The following is a 15,015-nucleotide window of genomic DNA, read 5'->3' on the forward strand; positions in this document are numbered from 1 at the left end:
GATGACCGAGTCAGCGACCAGCGAATCCACCCAGCGGGCGGTGAGTGCCACCGACGCCGATCACAGCCTCGCGGTGCTCACCCGGCATGCGATGTCCGTGCGCGCCACCGCGTCCGCCCCGACCTCGGTGACCGTCGCCAACGGCCCCGTGCTGCTCCGCATCACCTGGGACGACCGTCCCGCTTCGGCGCCCGCCGTCGGCCACGAACCGGCCGGGGCCGAGGCCGGGCGGCTCTCGCTGGTCACCCCGGCCGCGGCCCCGGCGCCCGCGGGCCGCACCGACGGCGCGCCCGCCGCGAACACCTTCACCCTGACCGCCGAGACCGTCGGCGTGTTCTACCGGTCGTCGGAACCCGGTGCCGCGCCGTTCGTTTCGGCCGGTGACCCGGTGCGCGCGGGCCAGCAGGTGGGCATCATCGAGGCGATGAAGCTGATGATCCCGGTGACCGCGACCAAGGAGGGCGTCGTCGCCGAACTGCTGGTCGAGAACGGCGATGCCGTGGAACACGGCCAGCCGCTGATCGTGTTCGAGGCGCTGCGGTGAGCCGCCCCCTCCGCAAGGTCCTCGTCGCCAACCGGGGTGAGATCGCGGTGCGGGTCATCCGCACGTGCCGCGAACTCGGCATCGCGACCGTGGCCGTACACTCCGCCGCCGACCGCGAGTCGGCGGCGGTGCGGCTGGCCGACGAACGGGTGCAGATCGGTCCGGCCCCGGCCAAGCGCAGCTACCTGTCGATCCCCGCGATCATCGAGGCGGCGCGTGCCACCGGCGCCGACGCGATCCACCCCGGTTACGGATTCCTGTCCGAGGACCCGGATTTCGCCGAGGTGTGCGAGGCGGAGGGGTTCGTCTTCGTCGGTGCGCCCGCTGCCGTCATGGCCCGGCTGGGCGACAAGTCCACGGCCAGAGCGCTGATGGCTGACGCGGGCCTGCCGCTGCTGCCGGGCAGCCGCGATCCCATCGACGACGCCGACGCCGCACGAGCACTGGCCGAGGAGATCGGCTATCCGGTGATCATCAAGGCCGTCGCCGGTGGTGGCGGACGTGGCATGCGGGTGGTCCGCGACGGCGACGATTTCGGCGCCGCCTGGCAGCACACCAGAGCAACCGCCGCCGCGGTCTTCGGCGACGGCAGGCTCTACCTCGAGCGCTACCTGGAATCGGCCAGGCACGTCGAGGTCCAGATCCTGGCCGACACCCACGGCACGGTCATTCACCTCGGCCTGCGCGACTGCTCACTGCAGCGCAGGCACCAGAAGCTCGTCGAGGAGTCGCCTGCCCCTGGCCTGTCCAGCGAACTCGCCGAACGGATCGGCGCCGCCGCCGTCCGTGGCTGCGAGGCGGCGGGCTATGTCGGCGCGGGCACCGTGGAGTTCCTGCTCGCCCCCGACGGCCAGTTCTACTTCATGGAGGTCAACTGCCGTCTCCAGGTCGAACACCCGGTCACCGAGATGGTCACCGGCGTCGACCTGGTCGCCGAGCAGCTGCGCGTCGCGGCGGGCGAACCGCTGCGCCTTGGCACCGACATCCGGCCCGACGGCGTGGCGATCGAATGCCGCATCAATGCCGAAGACCCCGAACGCGAATTCGCTCCCGCCCCAGGCACACTCGCCGACTGCGTTTTACCGGCAGGCCCGTTCGTCCGTGTCGACACCCATATCGCGGCGGGTTACGCCGTTCCCCCGCACTATGATTCGCTGCTGGCCAAGGTCATCGTCTGGGCACCCGACCGAACGGCCGCCATCGCCCGCATGCGCCGCGCCCTGGCCGAGACCACGATCACCGGCACCGGCGTCGCCACCACCACCGACTTCCTGCACGACATCCTCGACCACCCCCGCTTCCGCGCCGCCACCCACGACACCGCCCTCATCGGCACCCACACGGCCCCGGCCACCGCCGCCGCTCGCTGACGCGCCCGGAACAGTCCCGGTGCCGCCGGGCTGTTCCGGACGTTTCGCTGCCCGCGCCGTTAACAGTTTCCGGCATTCCGGCGCCCGAATAATGGGTGATGAATTCCGCACCCCAGGGTTTCTATTCGGGCGAGCCGTAGTTCCCGACACTTTAATTACCGACGCACACGGCGACGGAAACGAAGAAAGGGAACAACCCACATGCACACCATCGACATCCTCGACACCGATATCGCTCTCGAGCTGGACGCGCTCGAGGAACTGTTCGCCCTTCCCGCGGACGATGCCGATCGGTCCGGCCACATCTACGCCTACCGGTACTGATCACCCGTTCGGTCGTCGCCGGGGGCGAAGCAGCCGGCTTCGCCCCCCGACCGTGAAGGTGGGAATTCCTATGAGCGTCAGGCATATCGAATCGGTTCACGAGCTGGCGGACAACCGATATCTCGTCACCGGATACGAGGCGGCGATACAGCTCCTCGCGGACCGCCGGATGTCGAATGATCCGGCCAACGGCACGGACCTGCATTCGGATATCGCCGCGCGATCGGCGGTGAATCAGCGCCACAGTACGAGCATGCAGATGTGCGACGGGGCGCGGCACACCCGGCTCCGGCGGGCGGTGGCGCCCACGCTCACGCCCCGCCGCTACGACGCCCCCGTGGAGCGCATGCGGGCGCGGGCCACGGACCTGCTCGACGCGCTGTTCGGCCGCGGCGGCGGCGACCTGGTCGGCGAGTTCGTGCTTCCGCTGGTGTTCTCCGTGATCTGCGAACTGCTCGGGGTGCCGGAAGCCGACCGTGACCGCGTGCTCGCCTGGGCCGAGGACTCGACCATGCCGGATCCCGAGGTCAGCTCGGCCGGCGCCGCCGCGCTGGACACCTACCTGGCCGCACTGCTGGCCACCAGGGCGGAGCAGCACGGCGATGATCTGTGCGGCGAGCTCGCCGCGGCCACCGCGGCAGGCCGTCTCTCGGCCGCCGAAGCCGTCGGCACCGCCGCGCTGATGATCGTCGCCGGCTACGAGACGACGGTCAGCTTCGTCAGCACGGCCACCCTCACCCTCCTGATGGCGCCCCGGCTCCAGTGCGCGCTGGCCCGGCGACCGGAATCGCTGCCCTCGGTCGTCGAGGAGCTGTTCCGCTACCTCACCCCCACCGCGGGCACGTGGACCCGGTTCGCCATGGACGACGTGTCGGTCGGTGACGTCGTCATCCCGGCGGGCAGTGCGGTCGTGGTGGACCTCGTCGCCGCCAATCGCGACCCCGACCGCTTCGACCACCCGGATCGCCTCGACCCGTCCCGCACCGACACCAAGCATCTGTCCTTCGGACACGGTCCCCACTACTGCCCCGGCGCCACCTTGGCCCGCAAGCAGGCGCAGGTCATCCTCGGGGTGCTGCTCCCGCGCCTGTCCGAGCTCCGGCTCACCGTCCCCGTCACCGAATTGCGCTGGCATCGGAATCGCTTCAGCAAGCGACCGCGCGCGCTGCGGACAACCGTCATCGACTCCCGCCCGGAGGTCATCGCGTGAACGCGACCGTCACCACGCTCACCCGTCGCTACGTCGCGCTCAACGTCCTCGGCTGGCTGCCGACCGGGCTCTGCGCACCGGTCCTGATCCTGCTGCTGGCCGCGCGCGGGATCGACATGGCGACCATGGGCGCCCTGCTCGCGGCCTACGGCCTGACCGCCGCCGCCCTGGAACTGCCGACCGGCGGGCTCGCCGATGTCGTCGGCAGGCGGCCGGTGCTGATCGCCGCCTCCCTGCTGTTCCTGGTGTCGGCGGTGTCGCTCGGGATCGGCACGAGCGTGCTCGTCATCGCCACCGGAATCCTGCTCGAGGCCGCGGGCCGGGCGCTGGACTCCGGGCCATTGCAAGCCTGGTACGTCGACGCCGTGCACGCGGTGGACGAGGACGTGGACCTGACGTCGGGATTCGCGCACGGCCGCACCGCCGGATCGATCGCCCTCGCCGTCGGCGCGCTGGTGGGCGGTGCGCTGGCGGGGTGGGCGCCGGTGCCATCGACCGGTGCCGGGCCGATCCTCGCGCTCTCACTGCCCTACCTCGCGGCCGCGGGCGTCATCGTGATCCGGATCCTGGTCCAGCTGGCCTGGGTCGGCGAGACGGTCCGCCGCCCGCGCGCCGATGTCAGTGCCGTGCTCGCCGATATCCCGCGGACGGTGCGGGTCGGCATCGGCACCTGCGCCCGCAACAGCGTGCTGCGCCGCATCACGGTGCTGTGCGGTGTCATCGGGGTCGTGCTCGCCGCGGTCGAATTGCTCGCGCCGTTGCAGATCGCCGCGAGTCTCGGCGGGGACAGCCGGGCCGTCGGCGCCTTCGCCGTCTTCACCGCGCTCGGCGGCTTCGCGATGGCGGCCGGTTCGGCGGCATCGCCCACGCTGTCGCGGCTGCTCGGGTCTGTCCGGCGCACGGTGGTTGTCGCGCTGGTTCTGACCGCCGTCGCCGTCGCCGCGCTGGGGACACCGATCCTGCTCCTGGTGGCTGCCGGATACGTGGGCGTCTACCTCGCGCTCGGAGCGCCGGAACCGTTGCTGGACACACTGACTCACCGCGCCGCGACCGCCGGGGAACGCGCCACGGTGCTGTCGGTCCAGTCGCTCGCCCTGCGGATCTGCGGCAGCGTCGGTGCGCTGGCGGCGGGCCTGCTCGCGGCGAACGCCTCGTCCACCGCCGTGTGGGTCCTGGTCGTCGCGGTGCTCGGGCTCGGAGCCCTCGCCGCCGCCGGGCTCCCCGGCCGCGAACGGTCGGGAGAAGCCGACCCGACAGCCACCGGCCGGGTACTCGAGCTCGCGTGATGCCGCGCGGGGCGCGGCCCAGGTGTCCCGAGCGAGCAGAGCCCGCCGGATCCGGTGCCCGGGCCGATCCTGCCGGTGGCCGCGGGCTTTCGATGCCGTCACCGGAATTGTCCGGGGCGTCACCGGCGGTTCGTGTGGTGCGGTCGCGGAATTCCCGCTGATCCGGTAAGCCGTACCTGTGAGGATCCAGCGTGGTCCGCGGCCGGACCGTGGCGTCAGCGGACAGGGTGGTGCGCCATGATCTGTCCGCATTGCAGCAAGGAGGTGCTGCGCCGCGAACGCGGAAACCGCACGTGCGCGAAATGCAGGCGGGTGTTCGCGCTCGAACCGAAGGAGAGCCCGTTCCGGCTCCACGACATCCGGATGCGCAAGCTGATCGACCGGCTCGGGGACGGGCGGAATCTGCGCTACACGCTGCCGCAACTGTGGTACGCGGCGGCGCGGGGACGGGTGCCCGACCCGCGCGAGACGTTCTTCGGCCTCCGGATGGCGGTCTCGATGCTGATCGTCATCGCGACGATCATCGGGACCGTTGTCGTCGCCGTCAGCGGCCTGGTCTTCTGGGCCGTCGGCATCGGGGCGGGGGTGATCGTCCTGGTGGCGGCGAATCTGGTGCTGAACGCGGTGCGGCCCCGGTACCTGGCGACGACCTCGGTCAGGATGCCCGCCGGCTTCGACCGCTTCCAGCAGGAGGTGATCGCCCGGTGGACACAGGTCTACGGTGCGCCGCCCCCGGGTTCGATCGATGGCCGAACCCCACTGCCGCCCTTGCCCGCACGGCCGCGGTTCGCGGTGCTCTGTCCGGAAAGCAGTGTGCTGACCTGTCTTTCGGCGAACAATGTAGCCGGACTCTGGGGCATGGCGCCCGTGGGCCGGATCGATCAGCTGCCGCCGGGAGTTCCCGTGCTGGTGCTGCACGACGCCAGCGTCCGAGGCATCACCTTCGTCGCCGACGCGCGCGCCGCCCTCGGCGCCAGGGTGGTCCCGGTCGGACTCGCGCCACGCGCGGTGCTCGGCAAGGAGAAGGCGGTGCGGTTGCGCGAGGGCAGGCCCACCGCCGATGAGCTGGCCCGGATCAGCGGCGAGCGACTGACGGCGGAGGAACGTGCCTGGCTGGCCGACGGCTGGCAGACGCCCCTGGCGTCGGTGCCGCCCGCCACACTCCTCGCGGCGCTGGGCAGCGCGGTGGAGCGGGTCGAGCGGGCGCTGGATCCGGATCGGCAGCGCGCCGAAGCGGTGGGGTTCCTGACGTGGCCGACCCGGTGACATCGGCGGTACTGAGCCGGGCAGTGCGGATCGCGGCGCGGCGGGCCGGTGCGCCCGGCGATCTGCGATTCACCGAACGCCAGCTCTACTACGAGGTCTGCCGCGTCCTGCTGCCCCTGCCGGGCGGACTCCGCCGTCCCGCCTTCACGGTCCCGGCTACCGTGCGCTACCCGGATTTTCGCGCGGCGCTGGCCGCACACGGTCCGGTACCCGGCCTGCTCACACCCGAACCGCCCCGGGCCCGGCCCGCAGGTCGGCACACCACCGAACCGGATCTGTTCGACTACGGCCTGCCACGACTGCTGGTGTGCGAATCCACCGAGATCGCGCAGATGTTGCGCGCCAACGGCATTCCGATGGAATCGGCGTGCCCGGTGGTCGGCGCCGACGAACTGCCGCTGGACCCGCGCGTGGCGGGCATGCTGGAGCTGGTCGAGCGATCGGCGGTGTTCCTGCTCCACGACGCGAGCCCGCACGGCCTGACCTTCCCCGACCGCGTGCGCGAGCTGACCCCGATTCCCGACGGCGTCCGCGTGATCCCGCTGGGACTGCGTCCCCGGCAGGCGAGCACCCTGCACGCCACCCACCTCCCGGTGGCCGCGCCCCACACCGTCGACTCCGCGCTCGACCAGTGGGAACGGGACTGGCTGCGTCGCGGCCGCTGCGTCGAGATCGCGGCGGTGCGCCCGGCCGCCCTGCTGCGCACCGTGCACCGCCTGGTCCGCGAGGTGCGGATCCGCGAGACGTCCACGCAGTGGAATCGCCTGCGCACCACCGGTTTCCTCACCTGGCCCACCGCATGAAAGGACCTGCCCATGTCGGTGCGACAGCAAGTCACCTACAACGATGAACTGCTCGCCGACGGCACCGTGCACCGGCACTACTCCGACGGCCGCCGGGAATGGCGCACGCGCGGATCGGGTTTCGTGTCCTGGCGCGACGACCGGGGCGCCTCCGGCCGCGACGAACCACTGGGCCGCACCCTGGTGAAACGGACCTTCGCCGACGGCCGGGTGCTGTACGGCCGGGAATCCGGCTACGGCCGCACCCTGTGGGGCGACGGCATCCTCACCGTCAACCGGTCCTCCTTCGGCGGCCGGGCCGGCACCATCCTCGCCGCGGTCGCCGGTGGCGCGCTGCTCGGCGCCCTGGTGATGCCGCCGGAATTCCTGTCCCCGATCGAGGAGGAGGAACTGCGCAGGCAGGCGGCGTCCCAGTCGACCGATTCCGGTGGCGGCGGTTCCGGCGACTACGGCACCTGGAGCGACGACTCCGGTGACGACGGCGGCGATTTCGGGTGAGGGCGCACTGATGTCGCGCTGGTGCGCCTTCCTGACCCCCGCCGACCCGGCCGGGGCCGTCCGTGCCGTGGGCGGCGACCCGGTCGCGGTGACCGCCCGGTCCGCCCTCGGCCTGCTCGCCGGATCCGGCGCGGCGGCAGGGCATTTCACCGTGGGCGAGTACAGCGCCGTCGGCGCGGTCACCCTGTTCAACGCGCGGGCACTGCGCACCGCGCTCGGCACGGACGCGCCGCCACCGGACCGCACCGACGGCGAGTTGCTGCTGCGGATGTACGCGAAGTTCGGCGCCGCCGGAATCGCCAGGGCCGACGGCATGTTCGCGCTGGCCATCATCGACGGCCCGGATCTGGTGCTGGTCCGCGACCACGTGGGCGCCCGCACTCTGTTCTATGCCGAGGCGGGCGGCGCGTGGGCGGCCTCGGGATCGATTCGCGCCGTGGCGAAGTGGCCTGCCCTGCGGACCGGACTGCACCTGCCCGCCGTGCGTTCCTTCCTCACCTTCGCCTACCTGCCCGGCCGCGACACCTTCTTCCGCGACGTGCGTGAGGCGCTACCCGGCCGCTGCCTCCGGGTGCGCCCGGACGGTACCTCGGTCGAGGAAACCTACTGGGAGCCCGCCGAATCCGTCGACGACCTGCCCGCCGCCGACCACGCGCTGACCCTGCGCGCCCTGCTCGACGACGCGACCGCGCGACGGCTGCCCGCGGGCGAGCCGGTCGGCGTCCTGCTCTCGGGCGGGATCGACAGCAGTCTGGTCACCGCCCTGGCCGCCAAGCGCCACGATCAGCCGGTCCGGACCTACTCCATCGCCTTTACCGGGACCACCCCCAACGAACTCGCCTACTCGGGCTTGGTGGCCGCCCACTGTCACACCGAACACCGGGTGCTGACAGTGCCGGGGGAGACCGTCGCGGCCCGGCTCGCCGACACGGTGGCCCTGCTCGACTGTCCCGTCGGCGATCCGCTGACGGTCCCGAATCTGCTGCTCGCCGAGGCCGCCGCGGCCGACGGCGCGCGCGTGGTCCTCAACGGGGAAGGCGGCGACCCCGTCTTCGGCGGCCCCAAGAACCTGCCGATGCTGGTCTTCGAACTCACCCGCGACGATCCGGACCCGGTGGCCCGCGCCGCCGCCTACCTCGACAGTTACCGCAAATGCCACGGCGACCTGCCGGTCCTGCTCAGCCGCGACGCGCTCGCCGCACTCGACGGCGCCCCGCCGCTCACCGACCTGCTCACGCCCCTGCTCACCCCGGGGCCGATGACGAGCCTGCTCAACCAGCTGCTGCACACGAACCTGCGCACCAAGGGCGCCCACCACATTCTCACCAAGGTCGAAAGGCTCACCGCCGCAGCGGGAGTCGAGGGCAGGGCACCGCTGTTCGACCGCGCCGTCATCGATCACGCGTTCCGGGTCCCGCCGCGGTTCAAACTCGCCGGCGCCACCGAGAAGTGGATTCTCAAGGAAGCCGTCCGGGATCTGCTGCCCGCCACCATCGTCGACCGGCCCAAGAGCGGGATGCGGGTTCCGGTGCAGCAGTGGCTGGCCGGTCCGCTGCGCGATCTCGGGCACGAGCTGCTGCTCGGCCGGTCCGCGCGGGCGCGCGGGCTCTTCCGCGAGGACACCATCCGCGCCTGGCTGCGCGGCGACGGCGCGCTGCTGCCCCGGCAGGGCGGGAAATTGTGGTTGGTGCTGTCGCTGGAACTGTGGTTGCGTGCGTTCGAGGTCTGATGAGCAGAGGAGTCACCACCGCATGGCCGAACCGAGGATCAAGCACGCCGCGGACGACGAGAACGAGATCCACGAGGTGGCCGGCTTCGCGGACGCGGGCCGCAACACCGTGACACCGGTCGCGAGTCTGCCCGCCGAGGTCGCGCTGGTGGTGGTGCGGACCTTCGCCGACATCGTCCGCAAGGCCAAGACGATCCACGCCGCGACCACCCCCGACGCCGACGGCATCGTCCGCGCGCAGACCTTCGAGGAGGGCGACGTCTACATGGTCGAGAAGCCCTTCGACGGCTTCTTCGCCGACCGGTACCTGATGGACTTCTACGACGTCACCGACCGCGGGATCTGCTCGCGGATGCACCTGCACACCGGCCTGCGCTTCGTGCGGATGATGACCGGACCCGGCACCCACATCCGGGTCAGCAGCCTCTCCCCGTTCGAGGTCACCCACGTCGAGGGCGTCACCCCGTTCCGGCCGGAACAGTTCACCGACGACCTCCCCGGCTTACCGCCACTGCAGCAGCGCACCCGCTACAACCTCATCGTGCCGCCGTGTTCGTTCGTGGACATGCAGATCCCGCGCGGAGTGAGTCACCAGTTCAATGCCTTCGGGCCGCACGCGGTGATCGACTCGGTGCACCCGGAGGAATCCATCGAGGTCTTCCGCGAACGGATGTCGGGCTTCCGGATGACCGCGCAGACCGTCTTCCTGGCCGAGACCGCGCCGGATGCCGCGACCTGCGCCGAAGTCTCGGTCGCCGGACGCTGACGGGCGCCGCGGTCAGACGGTCAGCGGCCGGACGCCGGTGGCGATCTCGGTGGCCTCGGCCAGTTCCAGCCGCAGTTCCCGGTCCGGTGCCGCCGCGGGACCGTCGTGGTGGGTGACGCCGTCGGCGGTGATCACGTAGTGCAGCACGGTCTCGCCGATATGGACCGTCACCGTGCCCGCCGGGACGATCTCGGCGACCGCGTTGCCCAGCGGCAGCGCCAGCCAGTGCGCGCGCACCGCGTCGGTCGGCTTGCGGTCGCCGAGCCGGGGCGTGCCCCAGACCGACAGCGCGTCGAGCACCGGGCGCAAGGCCAGGCCCGCGTCGGTCAGCTCGTAGCTCGAGCGCATGCCGTTGCGGTGGTGGGTGAGCATGCCCTCGCGCTCGAGATCCTTGAGCCGGGTGGCGAGCATGTCGGTGCTGATCCCGGGCAGGTCGGCGAACAGGTCGCTGTACCGGCGCGGTCCGGCACACAGTTCGCGAACCACCAGCAGGGTCCACCGGTCCCCGACGAGGTCGAGCGCGCGGCTGACCGCGCAGTAGTGGTCGTAGCTTCGGCGTGGCACGTGTACTACTTTAACCAGAGGCTTGGAAAAACCAAGTGAAATCTTGGAATTACCAAGTAGTGTGTGCGGCAACCACGGTTCGGAGGGATGTTCATGCAGGTCAAGCAGTCCAGCAAGCTGTCGGGAGTGTCGTACGAGATTCGCGGCCCGGTCGCGGAGGAGGCTGCCCGGCTCGAAGCCGAGGGGCACCACGTGGTCAAGCTCAACACGGGCAACCCGCTGATCTTCGGCTTCGACGCGCCCCCGGACCTGTTGCAGGACATGGTTCGTACGCTGCCGAGTTCCACCGGCTACTCCTCGTCGAAGGGCCTGCTCTCGGCCCGGCGCGCGGTGGTGCAGTACTACCAGACCCTGGGCGTCGACGATGTCGACGTCGAGGAGGTCTTCCTCGGCAACGGCGTCTCCGAACTGATCATGATGGCGATGACGGCGCTGCTCGAGAACGGCGACGAGGTCCTCGTCCCCGCCCCCGACTTCCCGCTGTGGACCGCCGCGACCGCCCTCAACGGCGGCACCCCGGTGCACTACCTGTGCGACGAAGGCGCCGACTGGTACCCGGACCTGGCCGACATCGCCGCCAAGATCACCGACCGTACCCGCGCGATCGTGCTGATCAACCCGAACAACCCCACCGGTGCGGTGTATCCGCCGGAGGTACTGCGCGACATCCTCGAGATCGCCCGCAGGCACAATCTGGTCGTCTTCGCCGACGAGATCTACGACAAGATCTACTACGACGACCTCGAGCACACCGCCGTCGCCTCGCTCGCCCCCGACCTGCTGTGCCTGACCTTCTCCGGCCTGTCCAAGAACTACCGCGCCGCGGGCCTGCGCTCGGGCTGGCTGGTGGTCTCCGGTCCCACCCAGCACGCCGCGAGCTACCTCGAGGGCCTGACCATGCTCGCCGGTCTGCGGCTGTGCGCGAATGTGCCCGCGCAGCAAGCGATCCAGGCTGCCCTGGGCGGACACCAGAGCATCTACGACCTCACCCTCCCCGGCGGGCGCCTGCGCGAACAGCGTGACCGCGCCTGGGAAGCCCTCAACGCCATCCCCGGCGTCTCCTGCGTCAAGCCCAAGGGCGCGCTCTACGCCTTCCCCCGCATCGACCTGGACATGTACCCCATCCACAACGACGAGAAGTTCGTCCTCGACCTGCTCCTGCAGGAGAAACTCCACATCGTGCAGGGCACCGGCTTCAACTGGCCACGCCCCGACCACTTCCGCATCGTCACCCTGCCGCACGCCGACGAACTCGAAGCCATCATCGAACGCATCGGCCGCTTCCTGGCGACCTACCGGCAGTGACACCTCGGGTGCCCGGCGCCGGGGATCCGGCGTGAGCGAGACCGCGTGGCGCGGTGCCGGGGCATTGATCCGTCCCGGCGTCCTCGCCTTCACCGGGACGATCGGCGGCACGCGAAGCCACGCGCACCACGCCGTGCAGATCGTGGTGGCCGACGCACCGGTGACCGTGCTCGACGGAGACGGCCGACCACACACCGGGGCCGAGATCGTCATCCCACCCGACACCGAGCACCTCGTCGAAACCGGCGGCGCGACAGGGATTGTCGTGTTCCTCGACCCCGATTCCGCGGCCGGTCGCGGTGCGGTGCTCCGCGTGGCGACCGCGGGATGGTCCGGTGGGCCCGCCCTGCGCGATCCCGCCCGCCCGGCCACCTCGACGGCGGACTTCGTCGACGGACTGCTGAGCACGCTCGCGACGGCGAGTGGCGGTGCCGTCGCCGTGCGGCATCCTGGGGTCGTGGGCGCGGTGGCCGCGCTGCCCGCGATGGTGGCCCGCGGGCCGGTGCGCCCCGGCGAGGTCGCCGCTGCGGTCGGCCTCTCGGCGAGCCGGCTCACCCACCTGTTCACCGCCCAGGTCGGGCTGCCGCTACGTCGCTACATTCTGTGGCTGCGGCTGATGAACGCCGTCCACCTGGCCCGGGACGGACAGGACCTGACCACGATCGCGCACGCGGCGGGCTTCGCCGACAGCGCGCATCTCACCCGGACCTGCCGGGAGATCTTCGGTCTGCCACCGTCGGCCCTGACCGGTGCCGTGGCCTGGGACGTCGGCGGCAGCCGAATCGTTCAAGCGCCGACGGGGGAGCGGCGCCCACGCTGAGGGCATGAACATCGCTCTGCGCCACCTCGCCCGCTACGGATACGTTCCGTTGATGCTGGTGGGGCTCAACGGAATCGGCATCGCCCTCGCCGCAGCCCATGCACCGAAACCCTGGCTGCTGCTCGTGCTCGCCGTGGCGATCGCCACCTCGTTCGCGGTCGAACGCGTCATCCCGTACGAACCGGCCTGGAACGGTGCCAAGGCCGACAGCGTCCGCGACCGTGTGCACGCCGTCGTGAACGAGACGCTGATCCTGGTGAGCGTGGCGGTGATCCCGCTGCTCGCCGCGATCGTGCCCGCCCCGAGCCTGTGGCCGGGTGACTGGACGTTCCCGCTCCAGGTGGTCCTCGCCATCCTGATCGCGGACGCCGGAATCACGCTGGTGCACTTGGCCAGTCACAAGATCGGCGTGCTGTGGCGCTTCCACGCCGTGCACCACAGCGTCACCCGGTTCTACGGACTCAACGGCTTGATGAAACACCCACTGCACCAGACCGCGGAGATGGCCGCCGGTGTGGCCCCGCTGATCCTGATCGGCCTGCCGGTCGACGTCGCCGCCGCGCTGGCCCTGGCCGTGGCCATCCAGCTGCTGCTCCAGCATTCCAACGCCGACTACCGCGTCGGTCCGCTGAAGTACGTGCTCGCCCTCAACGAGGGACACCGCTTCCACCACCTCAAATGGGCGGGCGTCGGCGACGTCAACTTCGGCCTGTTCACGCTGCTCTGGGATCACCTGCTGCGCACCTACAGCTACGATCCGCGGCGCCGGTTCACCTCCGAACAGCTCGGCATGGCAGCGCATCCCGACTATCCGGTCGGCTACCTGGACCAGCTGATCGAGCCCTTCCGCCGCCTTACTTGAGACCCGACCGCACGAAGGCGTTGACGATGTGGCGCTGCAACACCAGGTAGAGCAGCAGGACCGGCAGGCAAGCCAGGCTGGCCAGCGCCATCATCGGGCCCCACTGGTCGCCCTCGGTGCCCATGAAACTCCGCAGGCCCAGCTGCAGGACATCGTTGGACTGACGCAGAACCACTGCGGGCCAGAAGTATTCGTTCCAGGCGTTGATGAACAGCAGGATGCCGAGGGCGGCCAGGGCGGGGCGCAGGTTGGGCACCACGACCGTCCACAGGATCGCCCAGGAGGAGCGGCCGTCGATCTTGGCGGCGGCGATGAGCTCCTTCGGGAAGGCGTTCATATGCTGGCGCAACAGCAGCACGCCCAGTGCCGAGCACAGGGTCGGCAGGACACAGCCGATGAGTGTGTTGATCAGGCCCATCCGGTTGAGCAGGATGTAGTTGGGCAGCATGGTCACCTGGAACGGCACCAGCCAGACACCGACGAACGCGAGATACATCAGCCGCTGCAGCGGGAAGGTGTACATCGCGAACGCGTACGACGCCAGTAGCGCGATCAGCAGCTGACCCGCCGCGGACAGGATCGCCACGACGAACGTGTTGACGATCAGGCCGGTGACATCGACCTTGTTCGCCGCGTCGAGGTAGTTGTCGATCGACAGCGGCCACGGCAGCGGCGACAGCGAGGTGACGTCCTCGGGCCTGCGCAGCGCCGTCGCGAACAGCCAGTAGATCGGGAACACGCACACCAGCGCCGTCCCGGCGAGCAGCAGATGGCTGCCCGCCAGGCGGAGACGGTCAATCATCATGAACGGCAACCTTTTCCGAGATCCAGACCAGCACCGCGGCCAACGCGCCGAACCCGGCGAACAACAGCACACCCGCCGCGGCGCTCAGGCCCGCGTCGAAGCTGTGGAACGCGTAGTCCCAGAGCAGGTAGTAGATGTTGGTCGTGGCCTGCGACGGTCCGCCCTGGGTCATCGAGTCGATGAGCGGGAACGACAGGGTGGGACTGAGCAGCACGGTGGTGAGCACCAGGAACAGCAGGGTCGGTGACAGCAGCGGCAGGGTGATCCAGCGCCGGATCTGGCCCGGTGTCGCCCCGTCGACCTGCGCGGCCTCGCTGTAGTCGCCGCTGATGCCCGCCAGCCCGGCCCACACCACCAGCACCGCGAAACCGAGCAGCTGCCAGCCGGTGATCACGATGATCACGGCCTGCGCGGTCGAGGCGTCGTAGACCCAGTTGTGGCCGGTGCCGGCGAGCTGGTCGACGAATCCGGAACCAGGATGCAACAGCCACCGCCACACCGCCGCCGCCGCGACGGGGGCGACGAGGAACGGCGCGAACACCAGCGCCTGGTAGAACGTGCGAGCCCGGCCGTGCACCCGCCTGCTGGCCAGCGCGATCAGCACCGGCAGCAGCACCGTGAACGGCAGCAGACCGAGGATCAGGGTGGCGGTGCGGCCCAGCGAACCCCAGAACGCCGGAAGATCCAGCAGCCGGGAGTAATTGGCCGTGCCCACCGGCGTCATGGGCGCGGTCGGCAGCAGGTTCCACGAATACGTGGACAACTGCAGGGCCTGCACCAGCGGCTGGTAGGTCCACACCACCAGCAGGATCAGGGCAGGCGCGAGATACAGATAGGGCGCGATGAGCCGGGGGGCCTTGCGC

General features: G+C 70.5%; 16 protein-coding genes. 13 read left to right on the top strand and 3 right to left on the bottom strand.

Annotated features, from left to right (window positions below):
• The first annotated feature begins 1 nt into the window (after position 1).
• From ACFWF2_RS18075 to ACFWF2_RS18120, 10 genes are all read left to right on the top strand, one after another.
• Positions 2-544 (top strand): acetyl-CoA carboxylase biotin carboxyl carrier protein, encoded by a 543-nt coding sequence (locus ACFWF2_RS18075; protein WP_379308570.1) that lies wholly within the window; start codon positions 2-4, stop codon positions 542-544.
• Positions 541-1,914: an acetyl-CoA carboxylase biotin carboxylase subunit gene (gene accC, locus ACFWF2_RS18080; RefSeq protein ID WP_379308571.1), complete on the top strand. Its 1,374-nt coding sequence runs from the start codon at positions 541-543 to the stop codon at positions 1,912-1,914. The genes ACFWF2_RS18075 and accC overlap by 4 nt, the downstream gene beginning before the upstream one ends.
• Before the next feature lie 201 nt (positions 1,915-2,115).
• Positions 2,116-2,238, top strand: a complete 123-nt coding sequence (locus ACFWF2_RS18085; protein ID WP_379308572.1) for a hypothetical protein — start codon at positions 2,116-2,118, stop codon at positions 2,236-2,238.
• A 70-nt stretch (positions 2,239-2,308) separates the two neighbouring features.
• Positions 2,309-3,448: a cytochrome P450 gene (locus tag ACFWF2_RS18090; RefSeq protein WP_379308573.1), complete on the top strand. Its 1,140-nt coding sequence runs from the start codon at positions 2,309-2,311 to the stop codon at positions 3,446-3,448.
• Positions 3,445-4,734, top strand: a complete 1,290-nt coding sequence (locus ACFWF2_RS18095; RefSeq protein ID WP_379308574.1) for an MFS transporter — start codon at positions 3,445-3,447, stop codon at positions 4,732-4,734. The genes ACFWF2_RS18090 and ACFWF2_RS18095 overlap by 4 nt, the downstream gene beginning before the upstream one ends.
• 237 nt (positions 4,735-4,971) lie before the next feature.
• A complete protein-coding gene (locus ACFWF2_RS18100; protein ID WP_379308575.1) occupies positions 4,972-6,000 on the top strand; it encodes a hypothetical protein in 1,029 nt (342 codons plus the stop codon).
• The gene (locus ACFWF2_RS18105; RefSeq protein WP_379308576.1) at positions 5,985-6,803 is read left to right on the top strand and encodes a hypothetical protein; all 819 of its coding nucleotides are present in this window, start codon (positions 5,985-5,987) and stop codon (positions 6,801-6,803) included. The genes ACFWF2_RS18100 and ACFWF2_RS18105 overlap by 16 nt, the downstream gene beginning before the upstream one ends.
• A 12-nt stretch (positions 6,804-6,815) precedes the next feature.
• A complete protein-coding gene (locus ACFWF2_RS18110) occupies positions 6,816-7,301 on the top strand; it encodes a hypothetical protein (protein ID WP_379308577.1) in 486 nt (161 codons plus the stop codon).
• Positions 7,276-9,030, top strand: a complete 1,755-nt coding sequence (locus ACFWF2_RS18115; protein ID WP_379308578.1) for an asparagine synthetase B family protein — start codon at positions 7,276-7,278, stop codon at positions 9,028-9,030. The genes ACFWF2_RS18110 and ACFWF2_RS18115 overlap by 26 nt, the downstream gene beginning before the upstream one ends.
• A gap of 22 nt (positions 9,031-9,052) precedes the next feature.
• Positions 9,053-9,796 (top strand): hypothetical protein, encoded by a 744-nt coding sequence (locus tag ACFWF2_RS18120; protein WP_379308579.1) that lies wholly within the window; start codon positions 9,053-9,055, stop codon positions 9,794-9,796.
• Between the two features lie 12 nt (positions 9,797-9,808).
• On the opposite strand, the gene ACFWF2_RS18125 is transcribed toward ACFWF2_RS18120, so the two are convergent.
• Positions 9,809-10,360 carry a winged helix-turn-helix transcriptional regulator gene (locus ACFWF2_RS18125; protein WP_379308580.1) on the bottom strand — a complete coding sequence of 184 codons (552 nt, stop codon included), beginning with the start codon at positions 10,358-10,360 and terminating at the stop codon, positions 9,809-9,811.
• Between the two features lie 93 nt (positions 10,361-10,453).
• On the opposite strand from ACFWF2_RS18125, the gene ACFWF2_RS18130 reads away from it, so the two are divergent.
• Genes ACFWF2_RS18130 through ACFWF2_RS18140 form a run of 3 tightly spaced genes read left to right on the top strand, consistent with a single transcriptional unit; the run spans position 10,454 to position 13,347 of the window.
• A complete protein-coding gene (locus ACFWF2_RS18130) occupies positions 10,454-11,665 on the top strand; it encodes a pyridoxal phosphate-dependent aminotransferase (RefSeq protein ID WP_379308581.1) in 1,212 nt (403 codons plus the stop codon).
• Positions 11,666-11,696: 31 nt separating this feature from the next.
• Positions 11,697-12,485: a helix-turn-helix transcriptional regulator gene (locus ACFWF2_RS18135; RefSeq protein WP_379308582.1), complete on the top strand. Its 789-nt coding sequence runs from the start codon at positions 11,697-11,699 to the stop codon at positions 12,483-12,485.
• 4 nt (positions 12,486-12,489) lie between these two features.
• Entirely contained in the window at positions 12,490-13,347 is an 858-nt protein-coding gene (locus ACFWF2_RS18140; RefSeq protein WP_379308583.1) for a sterol desaturase family protein, read from the top strand.
• Here the strand turns inward: ACFWF2_RS18140 and ACFWF2_RS18145 are convergent.
• A complete protein-coding gene (locus ACFWF2_RS18145; protein ID WP_379308584.1) occupies positions 13,340-14,152 on the bottom strand; it encodes a carbohydrate ABC transporter permease in 813 nt (270 codons plus the stop codon). The two genes, ACFWF2_RS18140 and ACFWF2_RS18145, sit on opposite strands and share 8 nt — an antisense overlap.
• Entirely contained in the window at positions 14,142-14,996 is an 855-nt protein-coding gene (locus ACFWF2_RS18150) for a carbohydrate ABC transporter permease (protein WP_379308586.1), read from the bottom strand. Before ACFWF2_RS18150 ends, ACFWF2_RS18145 begins: the two co-directional genes overlap by 11 nt.
• Positions 14,997-15,015 lie beyond the last annotated feature (19 nt).

Origin of the sequence: Nocardia sp. NPDC060259, from assembly GCF_042728775.1 — a bacterium.
In the GTDB taxonomy this organism is placed as follows: Bacteria; Actinomycetota; Actinomycetes; order Mycobacteriales; family Mycobacteriaceae; genus Nocardia.